Origin of the sequence: Nocardioides zeae (assembly GCF_010686755.1) — a bacterium.
GTDB classification, from domain to species: Bacteria; Actinomycetota; Actinomycetes; order Propionibacteriales; family Nocardioidaceae; genus Nocardioides; species Nocardioides zeae.
This window is the reverse complement of sequence record NZ_JAAGXA010000011.1, coordinates 90,420-105,987: the sequence shown is the minus strand read 5'-3', so window position 1 is coordinate 105,987 and position 15,568 is coordinate 90,420. Positions and strand designations below refer to the sequence as shown.

Annotated in this window: 14 protein-coding genes and 1 tRNA gene; 3 read left to right on the top strand and 12 right to left on the bottom strand. The window is 71.8% G+C overall.

The genetic code is table 11. From position 1 onward, the window contains the following. Nucleotides 1-309 precede the first annotated feature (309 nt). Both G3T38_RS15660 and G3T38_RS15655 read right to left on the bottom strand, forming a co-directional pair. Complete coding sequence (locus G3T38_RS15660) at nucleotides 310-1,695, bottom strand: FAD-dependent oxidoreductase (protein WP_163773250.1); 1,386 nt, start codon at nucleotides 1,693-1,695, stop codon at nucleotides 310-312. Continuing rightward, complete coding sequence (locus tag G3T38_RS15655) at nucleotides 1,692-3,362, bottom strand: FAD-dependent monooxygenase (RefSeq protein ID WP_163773249.1); 1,671 nt, start codon at nucleotides 3,360-3,362, stop codon at nucleotides 1,692-1,694. The genes G3T38_RS15660 and G3T38_RS15655 overlap by 4 nt, the downstream gene beginning before the upstream one ends. A gap of 189 nt (nucleotides 3,363-3,551) precedes the next feature. Between G3T38_RS15655 and G3T38_RS15650 the strand changes: the two genes are divergently transcribed. Further along, entirely contained in the window at nucleotides 3,552-4,355 is an 804-nt protein-coding gene (locus G3T38_RS15650; protein WP_163773248.1) for an SDR family NAD(P)-dependent oxidoreductase, read from the top strand. 149 nt (nucleotides 4,356-4,504) lie between these two features. Here G3T38_RS15650 and G3T38_RS15645 read toward each other — a convergent pair whose 3' ends face one another. From G3T38_RS15645 to G3T38_RS15615, 7 genes are all read right to left on the bottom strand, one after another. Continuing rightward, nucleotides 4,505-4,816 (bottom strand): hypothetical protein, encoded by a 312-nt coding sequence (locus G3T38_RS15645; protein ID WP_194247583.1) that lies wholly within the window; start codon nucleotides 4,814-4,816, stop codon nucleotides 4,505-4,507. 169 nt (nucleotides 4,817-4,985) lie between these two features. Next, nucleotides 4,986-5,059 (bottom strand) — tRNA-Met (locus G3T38_RS15640). 102 nt (nucleotides 5,060-5,161) lie between these two features. After that, nucleotides 5,162-8,197 (bottom strand): UPF0182 family membrane protein, encoded by a 3,036-nt coding sequence (locus G3T38_RS15635; protein WP_241728967.1) that lies wholly within the window; start codon nucleotides 8,195-8,197, stop codon nucleotides 5,162-5,164. A 5-nt stretch (nucleotides 8,198-8,202) separates the two neighbouring features. Continuing rightward, nucleotides 8,203-8,847 (bottom strand): PPA1309 family protein, encoded by a 645-nt coding sequence (locus G3T38_RS15630; protein ID WP_241728945.1) that lies wholly within the window; start codon nucleotides 8,845-8,847, stop codon nucleotides 8,203-8,205. Continuing rightward, complete coding sequence (locus G3T38_RS15625) at nucleotides 8,844-9,914, bottom strand: YlbL family protein (RefSeq protein ID WP_163773246.1); 1,071 nt, start codon at nucleotides 9,912-9,914, stop codon at nucleotides 8,844-8,846. The genes G3T38_RS15630 and G3T38_RS15625 overlap by 4 nt, the downstream gene beginning before the upstream one ends. 47 nt (nucleotides 9,915-9,961) lie before the next feature. Then, the gene (locus tag G3T38_RS15620; RefSeq protein ID WP_163773169.1) at nucleotides 9,962-10,183 is read right to left on the bottom strand and encodes a hypothetical protein; all 222 of its coding nucleotides are present in this window, start codon (nucleotides 10,181-10,183) and stop codon (nucleotides 9,962-9,964) included. A 72-nt stretch (nucleotides 10,184-10,255) separates the two neighbouring features. After that, entirely contained in the window at nucleotides 10,256-10,711 is a 456-nt protein-coding gene (locus G3T38_RS15615) for a molybdenum cofactor biosynthesis protein MoaE (RefSeq protein WP_338037695.1), read from the bottom strand. 66 nt (nucleotides 10,712-10,777) lie between these two features. On the opposite strand from G3T38_RS15615, the gene G3T38_RS15610 reads away from it, so the two are divergent. Both G3T38_RS15610 and G3T38_RS15605 read left to right on the top strand, forming a co-directional pair. Next, the gene (locus G3T38_RS15610) at nucleotides 10,778-12,169 is read left to right on the top strand and encodes a zinc-dependent metalloprotease (protein ID WP_163773244.1); all 1,392 of its coding nucleotides are present in this window, start codon (nucleotides 10,778-10,780) and stop codon (nucleotides 12,167-12,169) included. Then, nucleotides 12,166-12,807: an NUDIX domain-containing protein gene (locus G3T38_RS15605; protein WP_163773243.1), complete on the top strand. Its 642-nt coding sequence runs from the start codon at nucleotides 12,166-12,168 to the stop codon at nucleotides 12,805-12,807. Before G3T38_RS15610 ends, G3T38_RS15605 begins: the two co-directional genes overlap by 4 nt. Here the strand turns inward: G3T38_RS15605 and G3T38_RS15600 are convergent. The 3 genes from G3T38_RS15600 to G3T38_RS15590 all read right to left on the bottom strand — a co-directional run bounded on the left by G3T38_RS15600 (nucleotide 12,726) and on the right by G3T38_RS15590 (nucleotide 15,444). Continuing rightward, complete coding sequence (locus G3T38_RS15600) at nucleotides 12,726-13,322, bottom strand: M48 metallopeptidase family protein (RefSeq protein ID WP_174268075.1); 597 nt, start codon at nucleotides 13,320-13,322, stop codon at nucleotides 12,726-12,728. The two genes, G3T38_RS15605 and G3T38_RS15600, sit on opposite strands and share 82 nt — an antisense overlap. A 17-nt stretch (nucleotides 13,323-13,339) precedes the next feature. Further along, the gene (locus tag G3T38_RS15595) at nucleotides 13,340-14,398 is read right to left on the bottom strand and encodes a PHP domain-containing protein (protein WP_163773242.1); all 1,059 of its coding nucleotides are present in this window, start codon (nucleotides 14,396-14,398) and stop codon (nucleotides 13,340-13,342) included. 239 nt (nucleotides 14,399-14,637) lie between these two features. Next, nucleotides 14,638-15,444: an enoyl-CoA hydratase/isomerase family protein gene (locus G3T38_RS15590; RefSeq protein WP_163773241.1), complete on the bottom strand. Its 807-nt coding sequence runs from the start codon at nucleotides 15,442-15,444 to the stop codon at nucleotides 14,638-14,640. Nucleotides 15,445-15,568: the final 124 nt, after the last annotated feature.

The window sequence follows — 15,568 nt, the reverse complement described above, 5'->3', positions numbered from 1 at the left end:
CTGCCACCGTCGTTACCGCCTGTCTCGTTGGTCTGGAAAGCGTTGACATCTGTGCTCGGCGCGGGCGCCGAGGGCTGGGGCACTCCGATCGGCCCGACACCGGACGGGCACTCCGCCCACCTGTCGCCGCGGCCTCGAGCGGGTGGTCGAGGCGATGAGCGGCATCGTGTTCCGTCTGCGGGTGTTGCCCCAATCACAAGTTCCGGACGTCGGAACGAGTGGCGGGCATCGGCCAGAGCCAGGCCCGCAGTGCGACTCCCCCAGCCCCGACGAACACCGCGTAGGGCCCGTAGGGCCGCCGTGCGCCGCCTAATCGCCGACGACGGCACGACCGGCGATCCGTCCGAAGACGGCAGCCTTGCCCAGCGCCGTCCCGCTGTAGTAGCCGGAGCCGTGGAAACCACCCACGACCTCGCCTGCGGCGTGCAGACCGGGTATGGGTGCGCCGTAGACGTCAAGCACCCGCATGGCTGCGTCCACGGTGAGCCCGGCGAAGGTCGAGGTGAGTCCCGGTCTCGTGCGGTAGCCGTAGAACGGCGGAGTCTCGATCGGGGCGGCTCCGGGTTTGCCGTCTGCCGCGATCGGGCGACCGAACGCGGTGTCCTCACCGGCCCGCACGTCTTGGTTGTAACGCTCGATCGTCCGCGTCAGCGCGACGGGATCGAGCCCGAGGGCGTCCGCCAGCTCATCCAGGGTGTCGGCCTGCTCGAAGTAGCCGTTGCGCAGCGCGGCCTTGAGGTCCAGCGGCGCCGCCAGCTCTTCTGAGCGTTCCAGGACCGGCTGGTCGAACACCTCGAACGCGACTGCTCCAGGTTGGTCGATGCAGAGACGACCCATCTCCTTGTAACGCATCTCCTCGTTGGCGAACCGCTCCGCGTCGCGGTTGACGATCACCGCCCCCTTGTAGTTCGGGTACAGCAGCATGGGTTCGCGACCTTCGCCCGTCCCGTCGCCGCACGTCGCACCGAACGTCGCCGCGACGTAGGGCATGTCGGCCACACCAGCGCCCAGCGACCATCCCATGGTGATGCCGTCACCGGTGTTGTGCGCCCCGCCCATCTGCACGGTGTCGGTCCACTGGGGTGTGAAGGTGCGAACCAGCTCCAGGCCCCGCGAGAACCCACCTGATGTCAGCACGACCCCTCGCGTGGCCGACCACCAGCGGACCTCCCCGTCGACCAGGACAGCCACACGAGTGACCCGACCATCGTCGTCGCGTCCCAGCGCGACAGCCGGCGTGGCCGCCCTGTACTCGACCTGGGCATGCTCCTCGACCAACTGGTGGAGGCGGTGCGTGGCCACCCCGGTTCCTGTGAAGTGGACCCGGGTGAAGGGCTCCGTCGTGGCGGACTCGTCCATCGAGAAGGCGATCCCCTGCGCCGACAACCACTCGTAGGTCTCGAGCTGGCCATCGACGTAGGCGCCGATGAGCTCCTCCCGCGCCACGCCTCCTCCGCTGGTCACGAGCGTGTCGCGCAGCTTCTCGGGGGAGTCGTCGATCCCGTTCGCCTTCTGGAGGTCGGTGCCGACGAAGATGAGGCCGCCACCGGCGATCACGGACGAGCCGCCGTAGTCGTCGCCCTTCTCGAGGAGGAGCACACGCATCCCGGCTTCCGCGGCGGTCAGCGCCGCGACGTGGCCGGCCAGACCCGCTCCGACGACGACGACGTCAGTCGTATCGGCGCCCACGGTCATCGCCCTCCGGCCAGGGCGTCGATCGAGCCCGCGGACACCGCCTGGCGGTCGCGACCCGTGGCCCTCGGCGCCAGGTCCGCGACTCCCCCCAGGTCGTCACCGCGCCAGACGATGTGGAGGTCGGGCCGCACGAGGACGAACGAGGCCCCGTAGACCTTGCGGGCGTCAGGCTCGTCGGAGCGAAGCACGTCCAGAGGTGCTCCCAACCGGGCGAAGGCGGCCTCGACCACGGCCGTGTCGGCCTCGCCGGTGAGGTCGAGCAGCGCGTAGTCGGCCCCGAGGGCGTCCTGCACCGCACGACCGTCGCTCAGCCAGACGTGCGGGAGCCGGGTGCCGGGGCGCCCGGTCGGGGTGTAGGTGATCGTGTCCCATGCCCTCGGGTCATCGTCCTCGGTGACGACGAGAGGCGAACCGGCGTAGGAGTAGCCCAGCTCCACCCCGACCATCTCGTACACCCTCCGGTGATGCTCCTGCGCAGCAGCGGCCAGCTTCCGACGCACCTCGGCACCTTCCGGCGTGTCCTCCGAGATCTCGGGGCGCCACTCGGACTGCCACAGGAACATGCCCTCCGCCGCCCACCCCGACGCCTCGACGTTCCGCACACCGACGGCTCGGCGCTCGATCTCGTAGCTGTCGAGCAGCTCCGGACCGCCCCACCCATGGATGGTTCCGGCGAGCTTCCACGCCAGGTCGTTGGCGTCACCGACACCGGTGTTCATGCCCAGCCCCCCGGTCGGGATGACGAGGTGCGCAGCGTCGCCGGCGATGAACACGCGGCCGTCGCGGTAGCGGTCGGCCAGGAGGAGGTGCATCTTCCACCGTCGACTGTTGACGACCCGCAGGTCGACGTCGAAGCCCACGCGGCTCCGGATCTCCGTCTCGAGGTCGAGGTCGGGCTCGTCCGGCTTCGTGCGGAGGTTCAGCGAGAACTGTCGGCGGCTCCCTTGGACGACGAAGCCGGCACCGCGCTCATCAGCGAAGTAGTAGTGACGCCCCTTGCCGATCGGGATGCGCTCGTAGAGCTCCTCGGAGTTGAAGGTGACCTGAACGAGCTCACCGATGCCGCCGCGCCCGGACAGCGGGATCCCCAGCTTCTTGCGGACCGTGCTGACGCCGCCGTCACACCCCACCAGGTAGCCGGCCCTGACCGCACCGCCCCCGGCGCCGCCGAGCGACACCGTGACGCCGTCCTCGTCCTGGGAGAAGTCCAGAACCTCGCAGCCGAAACGGACGTCGACCCCGGGCGTCGTCTCGGCGACACTACGCAGCAGCGGCTCCAGGTCGTTCTGGGACACGAGCTGGTAGGGCTCGAGAGGCTCGGAGCCGTCCCGCGACGCGGCGATCGCCGTGCGATGCTCCGCCACCGTCGCGTACTCGAGCACGGTCAGGGGCTGCTCGGCGAGGGAGGAGACGACGAGCACATCCATCGAAGCCTCCGCCGGGTAGCCGAGCCCTCTCACCTCGTCCGCCAACCCCAGGCGGCGGAAGATCTCCATCGTGCGGGCGTTGGAGCGGTCCATCTTGGGCCACTCCTTGGTCGTCGGGTCCTTCTCGACCAGGAGGGTCCGCACCCCGCGGCGCCCCAGGTCGATCGCCAGCACGAGCCCGGTCGGACCGGCTCCCGCCACGACGACGTCGTACTCGTGCGCTGCTGCGTTCTGACTCATGGGCGGAAGGGCACCACCCGTCACCCGTCGCCTCCACGGACCGTTCCGTGCAGCGGGACGACACGTGTCGCGGGTAGCCGAGATCGGATGAAGGTGCGTCGACCCGTGAGCAGGACGTCCTCCCCTCGGCTGGTCGAGCGCGCACCGACGGACGAGCTGCGCCACGGAACCCAGAGGAACGGAGCAGACATGAGCGGAGTTCTCGCGAACCGGCGGGCGATCGTCACGGGAGGCGCGGGCGGCATGGGCCGTGCGCACGCACTGAGGCTGGCATCACTCGGAGCCGACGTAGCCATCATCGACATCGACCTCGACGTCGCACAGAGGTGGCAGGAAGAGCTCACCGCACCCACGGTGGCCGACGAGATCCGGGCTCTCGGGGTGCGCAGCATCGCGATCCAGGCTGACATCACCGACGCCGCAGCGGCCGACGCCGCGGTCGCCCAGGTCGTCCGGGAGTGGTCCGGCCTCGACATCCTCGTCAACAACGCGGGAGGAGCCGTGACACCCTACGACCGCAGCACGGCGACCACGACGACCGACGAGGACGTGCGGCGAGTGGTCGACCTCAACCTCATCGGGACCGTCAACATGTGCCGCGCTGCGGCGCCCCACCTGACCAGGCCCGGTGGATCCGTCGTCAACATCGCCACCATCGGCGTCGACGTCGAGGCAGGCACGGGGCAGCTCGCGCTGTACGCCGCGGCGAAGGCCGCCGTCGTGCGCTACACCCGATCGTTGGCCGTCGAGCTCGGCCCCGAGGGCATCCGCGCCAACGCACTGTCACCGGGCCTCATCCAGACAGCCCGGATCCGCGCGCTGGCGGCGAGCCGCCCGGGGGCGGGCGGCGGCGACCCGGCGGCCGGCATCCCTCTCCGTCGGGTCGGAGATCCCGACGACGTGAGCAAGGCAGTGGCCTTCCTCGCTGGCGACGACGCGGCGTACGTGACAGGCGAGAACCTGCGCGTCGGCGGAGGCATCCACCTCGTGTGACCGCGTCGACCACGGCCGTCGAGCGATGCGACGGCGGTCCCGGCCGGACGAGCGAACGGCCCCCGATCCGGAGATCGGGGGCCGTTCCTCCGTAGTGGGGGCAGGACGTGGACCTGCGACCTCTGAACGGGTTCAGGTCTCCGTCGACGTCAGCTCCCGTCCACCCGAGCCGATCCCCACCGAACGAACAGTTGATCCAGCAGCTCCGGGGGCACCGGCTCGTCCGGCATCCCGAAGTGCTCGTCCAGCTCGTGTCTCAGGTACGCGGCGACGTCCTCGCGAGTGCTGCCGCGGCGCAACCTGCGGAGGATCCCGTCGCGGATGCAGTCGTACTCGTCGTCGGCGTCCGGCCTACAGTCCTCAGGACCGCTCACCACGAACACGCCGATGGGGTCCCACTCGTTCAGCAGGAGACGCAGATCGCGTCGAGCCCGTCGTGCCCCTCCCCGGTCGCGACCCATGCGCGAAGGCTATCGGCGGTGCGGACCAACGGCGCCCGCTGACCGCCGCGGGTCACGTTCGCACCGCGTCGATCCGCGTCGATCCGCGCTCATCCACGGGGTTCCGCCGGGGTACCGGGCCGGAGATGACGAAAGGCCCCTGATCCGTAGATCAGGGGCCTTTCCCTTGTAGCGGGGGCAGGATTTGAACCTGCGACCTCTGGGTTATGAGCCCAGCGAGCTACCGAGCTGCTCCACCCCGCGTCGGTGAACAGAACATTACGCGGAACGCCTCCAGACGCCAAATCGGGGCCGGGTGAACCAGGTCACCCGGCCCCAATCGGGGCATCACCGCAGGTCAGCGACCTACTCGGTCGGCTCAGCAGTCGGCTCGTCCGTCGCTCCGTCGCCAGCGTCGCCGGTGTCGCCGGTGTCCGCTCCGCCGCCGGGCAGACCCTGGGCCAGCTCGAGCGCGGTCTCGACGAGCTCCTGCCCCTCGGCGACCTTGTCGCCGTACGTGCCGAGGTCACCCTCGGCGAGAGCGGCATCGGCCTCCGTGAACGCGGCGTCGGCGGCGCTGAGCGCGTCGCGGATCTGCTCCTCGAGCGTGCCCGTCGGCTCGGTGGGCTGCTCGCCCTCCCCGCCGTCGCCGTCGCCCTCACCCTCCGGCGTCTCGACCGGCTCGTCGATGGGCCCGACGTTGAGCACGTCGGCCAACGCCTGGGCCAGCGTCTGGCCGATGCCGACCCGGTCGTCACCGAAGGAGACGGCGACGAAGCGCAGCACGGGGTAGTTTCCGCTGCCCTCGGTGCGGATCGAGTAGAGCGGCTGCACGTAGAGGAGGCTCTCCCCCACGGGCAGCGTGATCAGGTTGCCGTAGATGGTGCTGATGTCGCCGCGCGAGTAGGGCAGCAGGGCATCCGTGACGTCCTGGTCGGACTGGATCTGGTTGGCGATCTGGCCTGGACCCGAGACCTGGTTGGTCGAGCTCAGTCGACGCACCCGGAACTCGCCGTACCCCTCCGACGCCGCGTCGCCGTTGACCTGCACGAACGCGGCGAGGTTCTGGCGGTTCGCCGGCGTGTAGACGCTGGTGAGCGAGAAGGTGTCGGGCACCAGGCTGTCGCCGGACGGGACGGAGAGGCGGTAGGCCGGCTGCAGGCTCGATGCGTCGTTCGGGTCGGCCGGCACCTCCCAGCGGTCGTTGCCCTCGTAGAAGTCGTTCGCGTCGTCCACGTGGTAGGAGGCCAGCTGGTAGCGCTGCACCTTGAACATGTCCTCGGGGTACCGCATGTGGTCGAGCAGGGCCTCGGGGATCTCGCTGCGGTCCTCGACCGTGCCGGGGAAGGCACCCATCCACGCCTTCAGCATGGGGTCCTCCTCGTCCCAGGCGTAGAGCGTCACCGTGCCGTCGTAGGCGTCGACCGTGGCCTTGACCGCGTTGCGGATGTAGTTGATCTCGTCGGTCGGCACCGTCTGGAACGGGTTGTTCTCCGCCAGCGAGTCGTCGGTCATCTCGTCGAACGACTCGCTGTTGGACAGCGGGAACTGGTCCGTCGTCGTGTAGCCGTCGATGATCCAGACGACGCGGCCGTCCACCACGGCCGGCAGCGCGTCGTTGTCCACCGTGAGCCACGGCGCGGCCTTCTCGACCCGGCGCTGCGGCTCGCGGTCGTAGAGGATCTTCGAGTTCTCGTTGACGCGGCCCGACAGCACGATGTTGGGCTCGCCGAACTTCACGGCGTACAGGAGCTTGTTGAAGAGCCCGCCCACCGGCACGCCGTCCGCGCCGTCGTAGGTCGTGGTGGTCCCACCGTCGTTGCCGCGGGGCAGGTCGAGCTCCACGTCGTTGGCGCCCTCGCTGGACTTGCCGACGATCGAGTACGAGGGGCTGTTCTCGCCGAAGTAGATCCGACCCTCGTAGCCGCCCTCGCCCGACAGGTTCGTGAGGTCGCCCTGCGGCGGGAGGTTCGTCTCCGCCCAGGCCGGGTCCTGCGACACGATGGTCTCGTTGTCCGCGCGCTTCTGGTTGCCGTACGCCGCGATGACGCCGTAACCGTGGGTGTAGACGGTGTGGAGGTTGGCCCAGTTCTGGCTGCTCTCCGAGATGCCCTGCTGGTTGAGCTCGCGTACACCGAGCACGACGTCGCGCTCGACCCCGTCGATCTCGTAGGTGTCGACGTCGAGGACGTCCGGCACCGTGTAGTAGCCGCGCACCTGCTGGAGCTGCTGGAACGTCTGGGGCACGACCGCCGGGTCGACGAGGCGCACGCCGCCGGAGTTGGCGACCGTCTGCGCGAGAGCCGTGCGGGTCTCCGCGGTGGAGTCGGTCAGGTTCGTCTGGGCGTCGAAGTCGTCGATCTCCACGTCCGCGATCCCGAACGCGTCCTTCGTCGCCGCGAGGTGCTTCTCGATGTAGGGCGCCTCCTTGTCCGCCTGCGTCGGCAGCACCTGGAAGCGCTCCATGATCGCCGGCCAGATCATGCCGAGCAGGATCGAGGAGAGCACGAGCAGGCCGAGGCCGACCGTCGGCAGCATCCACGTGCGGCGCCAGACGTTGAGGAAGAACAGCACCGCGCAGATGACCGCGATGCCCATGAGGATGTTCTTCGCCGGGAGCACCGCGTTCTCGTCGGTGTAGCCCATGCCGTCGATGTAGCCACCGGTCGCCGACAGCAGGTCGTACCGGTCGAGGAAGTAGTCGACGCCCTTCACCAGCACGAGCAGGCCGACGAGGATCGAGAGCTGGACCTGTGCGGGGCTCGACAGCTTGTCGCGCGCCGCCTGCAGGCGGATCCCGCCGTACAGGTAGTGCACGACGACCGCACCCATGACGGCCACGACGAGCGCGGCCATGGTGAAGTCCACGAGGAAGTGGAGCCACGGGAGCTCGAAGACGTAGAAGCCGAGGTCCTTGCCGAAGAACGGGTCGTCCTTGCCGAAGCTCTGCGCGTTGCGCCAGAGCTGGTAGTCACGCCACTGACCCGACGCCGAGGTGCCGGCGAACACGCCCATGAGCGCACCGATGATGGCGAGCAGCCAGCGGCGGACCGGCGTCACGGCCTCGCGGTAACGGTCGAGGCTGGTCTGCTCCCCCGTCGGCGCACGGAACGTCGGCCGGAACCGGTAGGCCAGGTACATGTTGAGGGACACGATGGCGGCCATGAGCACGCCGAACAGCGCGAAGAGCCCGATCCGTGTCCACACCAGCGTCGAGAAGACCGACGAGTAGCCGATCGAGTCGTACCAGAGCCGCTCGGTCCAGAACGTCGAGAAGCCGGCGAGGAGCACCAGCAGCGCGACGATCACGATGGCCGTGATGAGGAGGGCCCGGGAGCGGCCCGACGGGGCGGGCCGACCACCGGACCCGCGTCCTGGTCGTCGGGGTCCCGGGTCGAACATCTCGCTCACGTGTGGTGCTCCTCGTCGTCGAAGGTGGTGTCGTCGAAGGTGGTGGACAGCAGCTGGACGAGGCCGGGCACCAGGTCGGTGCCTCCGACCACGGAGTGCTCGTCGTCGTGCGACCGCATGCGCAGGGCGCAGTACGCCGCGCCGGCGCGCGTGACGCCGACGACCATGCGGACCTCCTGGCGGAGCGGGTGCGAGCGCGCGAACTCCGCGGCCGCGGCCGGGTCGGCGGGGATCTCGGGGTCGACCTCGGGAGGCAGGACGAGCCGCTCGAGCGTGGCTGCGCAGCCGGCGACCTGCGGCGGCCAGGCGATCTCGGCGACGGCCGACTCGAAGGACACGTCGCCCGGCAGCTCGTCCTGCTCGACCGGGGTCAGCGAGCCCGCCGCGTCGTCCTCGTCGAGACCCATCGCCGCCGCGAGACCGGGGGCCTGCGCGGCGAGCAGTGCCGTGTCGACGAGCGCGTAGAGCCGGGCGGGCTGACCCCAGCCCTCGGTCGCCGCGTGGGTCTCGAGCTCCAGCACGGCAGCGGCGAGCGCCGGGTCGGTGTCGAGACCGGCGTCGAGGTCAGCGCTCCGCTTGCTGCCCACGACGCCGTCGAACGCGCGCGGGTCCACCGGGTCGTTCGGGTCGAAGCTGGTCATCCCACCACGTCCTCGCAGGTCAGCACATCGGCGTCGGGGTCCTGGGCGAGCGCCTCGACGGTGGAGACCGCCCGGTCGAAGGTGTCGATCGCGACGATGCGCATCGAGCCCCGGGCGGCTTGGAGCGCCTCGCCGCAGTTGGCGGAGGGCACGAGGAAGACGTCGGCCCCTGCGTCCCGGGCGCCGGGGATCTTCTGCTGGATGCCACCGATCTGACCGACGTCGCCCTCGACGGAGATGGTGCCGGTGCCGGCGATGTCCAGCCCGCCCGTCAGGTTGCCGGGCGTCAGGTAGTCGTAGACCGCGAGCGCGAACATCGTGCCGGCGCTCGAGCCCCCGATGCCGGGCGGCGGCGTCAGCGTGACCGGGAACGGGAACTCGAAGCCCTGGAGGGGCGTGATCCCGATGCGGGCCACCGTCTCGCCGGTGCGGTCGTCCTCGTCGGCGACCGACGAGATCTGCACCTCGCGCTCGGTGCCGTCCCGCTCGACGGTCACGTCGAACTGCGCACCGACGCCGGCACGCCGCACGATGTCGCCGAGCTGCGCCGGATCGGTCAGCTCCTCGCCGTCGACGGCGCGGATGAGGTCACCGGGCTGCAGCACCCCGGCAGCGGGGAACCCGTCCTCGACGGCTCCGACCTGCACCGTGGAGGTCACGTCGATGTCGAGCGCCTCGAGCGCCACCGCGACGGAGACGTCGACCGAGCTCGTCATCTGCAGCGCGGACTCCTGGGCCGAGGTCTCGTCGTCCTCGTCCTCGGTGTAGACCGTGTCGTAGGGACGCACGGACGCGTCCGGGTCCCGCCAGGCGAGGAGCGCCTCCGCCAGGGTCAGCTTGGTCTCCGGGCGGGTGATGCTCGCCGTCGTCATCCGCAGCTCCCCCGCGGTGGGCGGGTAGACCTCGTGGTCCTCCACCGTGATGCTCGCGCCGTCCTCGTCGCCGATGAGGTCGGCGGTCTGGCCCGGGTAGTAGGTCACGAACGGGGCGGGCAGGAAGAAGGCCGCGGCCCAGAGCGCGACCACCAGCGGCACGGCGACGATTCCCGCCAGGGTCCGCTGGGTCATGGCCCTAGCCTCTCAAATGACCGCAAGGGTCCGGGCGGCCGGTCCGCTCAGTCCGCCCCCGGACGACGGACGGCGACGCCCGTGCTGCGATCACGACGTGACGGCGGCACGGCGTAACCAGCGCGGGGCGGCTGCTCGAGGGCGCTGCCGATGCGGCGTACCTGCTCGTGACGATCGGGCGCCGAGCGCTCCCGACCGAGCCACGACACCCACACCATGGCGACGACCGTCACCACGGCCGGCGGCACGAGCCAGAGCAGGATCTCCACGCCGGGAGCGTACGCCGCGGCCCACGCCCCGCGGCGGACCCGCGCCGTACCGGTGGGAGCACCGGGCGACGGTCAGGGGGTGCCGACCCAGGAGTCGGAGCCGTCGGCGTAGCGCTGGTGCTTCCAGATCGGCACCCGGGCCTTGAGGCGGTCGATGAGCGCGCGCGTGGCGTCGAAGGCGACCCCGCGGTGCGCCGCCGCGGTGCCGAGCACGACGGCCAGGTCGCCCACCTCGAGCGCGCCCGTGCGGTGGACGACGGCGAGCGCCTCCACGTCGAACTCGGCGGCCACCTCGGCGGCGACCTCGTGGAGCGCTGCGAGGGCGCCGGGGTGGGCCGTGTACTCCAGCGCGCCGACCTCCTGCCCGCCGTCGTGGTCGCGGACCCGGCCGATGAAGAGGTCGACCCCGCCGGCCGCCGGGTGGTCGAGGGCGGCGACCACCTCGTCGATCGAGAGGGCCGTGTCCTGCACGGCGACGAGGCGGACGACGTCGCCCGGGGACGCGCTGGGCGCGGCAGGAGTGGTCACCACCCGATGCTAGCGATCCGGGATCGACGGGGCGGCGGCTGTGCGACGACGAGTACCGTGGGACCCATGGACGACAAGCCCGGAGATCCCCACGGCGAGCAGCCCGGCGACGACCAGAACCCCTTCCGCGGCACGCCGTTCGAGCAGATCTTCTCCGCCGGCGGGCTCGGGGGGCTCCTGGGCGGCGCCGGTGGCGCCGGTGGGATGCCCGACCTGTCCGCGATCATGCAGCAGATGCAGGCCTTCATGCAGCCGCACGACGGGCCGCTGAACTGGAACCTCGCCACCGACATCGCGCGCAAGCAGGTCGCCGCGTCCCCGGACCCGTCGACCACCACGGCCCAGCAGGCCGCGGTCGACGACGCCGTGCGGCTCGCGGACCTGTGGCTCGACGCGACCACGGACTTCTCCAGCGGGGTCACCTCGACCGCGGCGTGGAGCCGCGCCGAGTGGGTCGTCGGCACCACCGACGTCTGGAAGGTCCTGGTCGAGCCGATGGCGGCGCAGGCCGTCGGATCCATCGGCGACGCCCTCCCGGAGCAGGCCAAGGCCATGGGCGGTCCCCTCGTCGAGATGATGGGCCGTGCGACCGGCGCGATGCTCGCGTCGCAGATCGGGCAGGGCGTCGGCGCCCTCGCCGGCGAGGTGCTGAGCGCCTCCGACATCGGTCTTCCCCTGGGCCCGACCGGCAAGGCCGCGCTCGTGCCGGCCAACATCGCCGCCTTCGCCGAGGGGCTCGACGTGCCCGCCGGCGACGTGCTCCTCTACCTCGCGCTGCGCGAGGCCGCCCACCAGCGCCTCTTCGCGCACGTGCCGTGGCTCCGGGACCACCTCGTCGGCGCCGTGGCCGACTACGCCCGCGGCATCGACATCGACATGGGCGCCATCCAGGAGCGCCTGCAGGGCCAGCTCGGCAACATCGACCCGTCCAACCTCGCCGACCTCCAGCAGGCCATGGAGGGCGGGCTCTTCGAGATCGAGGCCTCCCCCGCCCAGAAAGCGGCGCTCGAGCGCCTCGAGGTGACCCTCGCCCTGGTCGAGGGCTGGGTCGACGAGGTGGTCGGCCAGGCGACCGCCGACCGCATGCCGTCGGCGACGAAGCTCGCCGAGGCCGTGCGCCGCCGCCGCGCCAGCGGCGGTCCGGCTGAGCAGACCTTCGCGACCCTCGTCGGACTCGAGCTGCGCCCGCGCCGCCTGCGCGACGCGTCCACCCTGTGGGGCTCGTTGCGCCAGCGCCAGGGAGCCGAGGGACGCGACGGCGTCTGGATGCACCCTCACCTGCTCCCCACCGCCGCCGACCTCGACGACCCGCTGGGCTTCCGCGAGGACGCGCTCACCACCGACGAGCTCGGCACGAGCAGCGACGAGGACTTCGACGCCGCCCTCCGCGACCTCCTCGACGGGGGCGAGAAGGGCGACGGCGAGGACTCCCCCGGTTCACCCGACGACCGGGCGTGAGCCTCCACGCCGACGCGCGCGCGGCCCTCGCCGGCTGGCGTGCGCCCGACGCCGACCAGGAGCGGCTGCGCCGCCGGTACGTCGCGCACCTCGACGCCCGTGCGGACGGGGTGCTGCGGCGGAGCGTGCCCGACCACCTGACCGCGAGTGCCGTCGTGCTCGACGCGTCCGGTGACCACGTGCTGCTGACGCTGCACGCCAAGGCGGGCCTGTGGTTCCAGCTGGGCGGACACTGCGAGGAGTCCGACGCGACGCTCGCGGGGGCGGCGTACCGCGAGGCCGTGGAGGAGTCCGGCATCGCAGCCGACCGCCTCCGCATCGACCCGTCACCCGTGCAGCTCTCCCCCCACCCGGTGCCGTTCTGCCGGCCCGCGGGCCTCGACGAGGGTCAGGTCGTGCACCACCTCGACGTGCGCTACCTCGTAGTGGCCGACGCCCGCGTCGACCCCGCGGTCAGCGAGGAGTCGCTCGACGTGCGCTGGTGGCCGGTCGACGCGCTCCCCGAGCCCGAGCCCGAGCTGGTCGCGGCCGTCGCGCTGGCCCGCGCCCGCCTCGATCAGAGGTCGTCGGGGTCCTCGGGGTCCTCGGGGTCTTCCGGGGGCTCCACGTTGCTCGCCGCCGACCAGCCGAGCAGGTAACCCCGGGCACGCTCGGCCTGCGGGTAGTGGGCCACCCAGGCCCAGAAGTCGGCGTCGTGGCCGGGCACCAGCAGGTGGGCGAGCTCGTGCACCAGCACGTAGTCCACCACCCACGCGGGCATCCCCCGCAGGCGCGTCGAGAGCCTGATGGTGCCGTCGCCGGGCGTGCACGAGCCCCAGCGCGAGTTCTGGTTGTCGACCCACCGCACCGACGTCGGCCGGGCGAGGCCGCCCAGGTAGCGGTCGCTCAACCGCGTGGCTCGCGCCATCAGCGCGTCTTCCGTCGGGCGTCGACGCTCGTCGGCCCGGTCGAGCCGCCCGACCATCTCGACGACCCAGCGGTCGACCTCCCGCGCCGAGAGCGACGCGGGCACGAGCACGATCACGCGGCCGTCCTGCCGGTACGCCGAGACGGTGCGCCGGCGGCGACGCGAGCGTCGCACCTCGACCTCGGGGGCAGGGCCGTCCGCGGTGGCCGGTCCCTCGGCCTCCCCGTCACCCGCCCCACGCGCCATGGGCCGACGCTAGCGCCTCACCGGGGCCGCGCCCAGGAGATCAGCCGATCGCGCGACCACGTGTTGACGATGCGGTCCGGGTCGATGCCCGCCGCCTCGGCGCGCTCGCACCCGTGCACCTGGAGGTCGAGCTGGCCGGGAGCGTGTGCGTCGGAGTCGATCGAGAAGAGACAGCCCAGGTCCCGCGCGAGCTCGAGCAGCGCGGTCGGCGGGTCACGTCGCTCGGGCCGGGCGTTGATCTCGACGGCGACGTCGTGCTCGACGCACGCGGCGAACACCTCCTCGGCATCGAACGTCGACGGCGGCCGGGTGCCCCGGCCGCCGGTGACCAGCCGACCCGTGCAGTGCCCCAGCACGTTCACGAACGGGTTGCGCACCGCGGCGACCATGCGGCGCGTCATCGGCCGACTGTCCATCCGGAGCTTCGAGTGCACGCTCGCGACCCGCAGGTCGAGCTGCTCCAGCATCTCGTCGGACTGGTCGAGGCCCCCGTCGTCGAGGATGTCCACCTCGATGCCCTTGAGCAGGCGGAACCCCTCCGGGGCCGCCGAGGTGGCGCCGCCGAGGTGCTCGTTGACCGCGTCGACGACCTCGAGCTGCCGAGCGAGCCGGGAGGCGCTCAGCCCCCGCGCGACCTTGAGGCGCGGCGAGTGGTCGGTGAGCACCAGGTAGTCGTGGCCGAGCTCCATCGCGGTCATCGCCATCTCCTCGATCGGCGACCCGCCGTCCGACCAGTCGGAGTGGGAGTGCAGGTCGCCGCGGAGCGCCGCGCGCAGGGCGTGGCCGCCCGCCGTCTGGGGACCGCCGAGCCGATGCTCCAAGTCACCCAGGCGTCGCGGCAGGCGCCCGCGCGCCGCCTCGGTCACCACCGCCGCGGTGCTGGCGCCGATCCCCGGGAGCTCGGTGAGCGTGCCGTCGCCGACGCGTCGGCCCAGCTCGTCGTCGCCCAGCTGCAGCACCGCGGCCGCAGCCGCGCGGTAGGCCTTCACCTTGTAGGTGTCCTCCCGCGCCCGCTCCAGCAGGAAGGCGATGCGGCGCAGCGCTGCGACCGGACCCGCGTCGTACGCCTCCGTCATGACCGCTCCTCCCCAGCTCGTCCACCGATCCTGACGGATCTCCACACACCGTTCCACACGTCGTCCACAGGTTCATCCACAGCGGTGGAGAAGACCGGCGGCACCTCCGGTGGACGGGGCGTTGACCCCGGCCGTCGGAGCCCCTAGCGTTGACGGGGACGAGGCCCCCGGGCGCTCGTGCCACAGGCAAGGGGAAGGCCGGTGGCGCGGGCACCGGGGGTCTCGCTCGTCCCCGGGCCTCAACGGTCCCGGAACTGGGGGACCCGCCGCTCGCGTGCGGCCGCGATGCCCTCCTGGAGGTCCTCCGTCGCCAGCGTGATCGGCTGCGCCATCGCCTCCCACTGCAGGGCCGCCTCGAGGTCGTGGTGACGCGAGCGGAGCGCCAACGTCGCCAGTCGGCTCGGCTGGGGCGCGGTCGCCGCGATGCCGTGGGCCGCGGCGCGCACCTCGTCGAGGAACACCTCCGGGTCGATCACCCGGGACGCGAGCCCGAGGGCCACCGCCTCCTCGTCCCGCACGAGCCGACCGGTGAGGACCAGGTCGCGGGCGTGGGCCGGGCCGACGACGTCGGGCAGCAGGTAGCTCGTCGCCATCCCGGGGTGCATGCCGAGGCCGACGAACGGCACGCCGAGCTTGGCGCCACGCGCGGCGTACCTGATGTCGCAGGCGAGCGCGATGCACAGCCCCGCACCGATCGCCGGGCCGTTGAGCGCCGCGATCGTCGGCACCTCGAGCCTCCGCACCGAGAGCCACGTGCGGTAGAACGGCAGCATCCGCGCTCGCAGCCGGTCCACCGACGCGTCGGGCTCCGAGGCGATCCACGAGGTGTCGCCGCCCGAGCAGAACGCCGACCCCTCGCCGCGCACCACGACGACCCGCACGGAGCGGTCGCCCACCAGGCCGTCGATCGCGCTGCCCCACGACGCCGTCATCTCGGCCGACATGGCGTTGCGCTGGTCGGGGTTGTCGAGCACCAGCTCGACCACCCCGTCGTCGTGGCGCTCGATGCGGAGGTGGGGAAGCCGTTCGGTGGTGAGGTTGGTCATGGACGCAGGCTAGCGACGCCCACCGACGATCCCCGCCCGGGCCACACCGCCCACCACGGGCCTGTGGACGAGGGCCGGGCCTGTGGACGAGCGGCGACGGCCGGAGCGGCGATCGTGCCAGGGT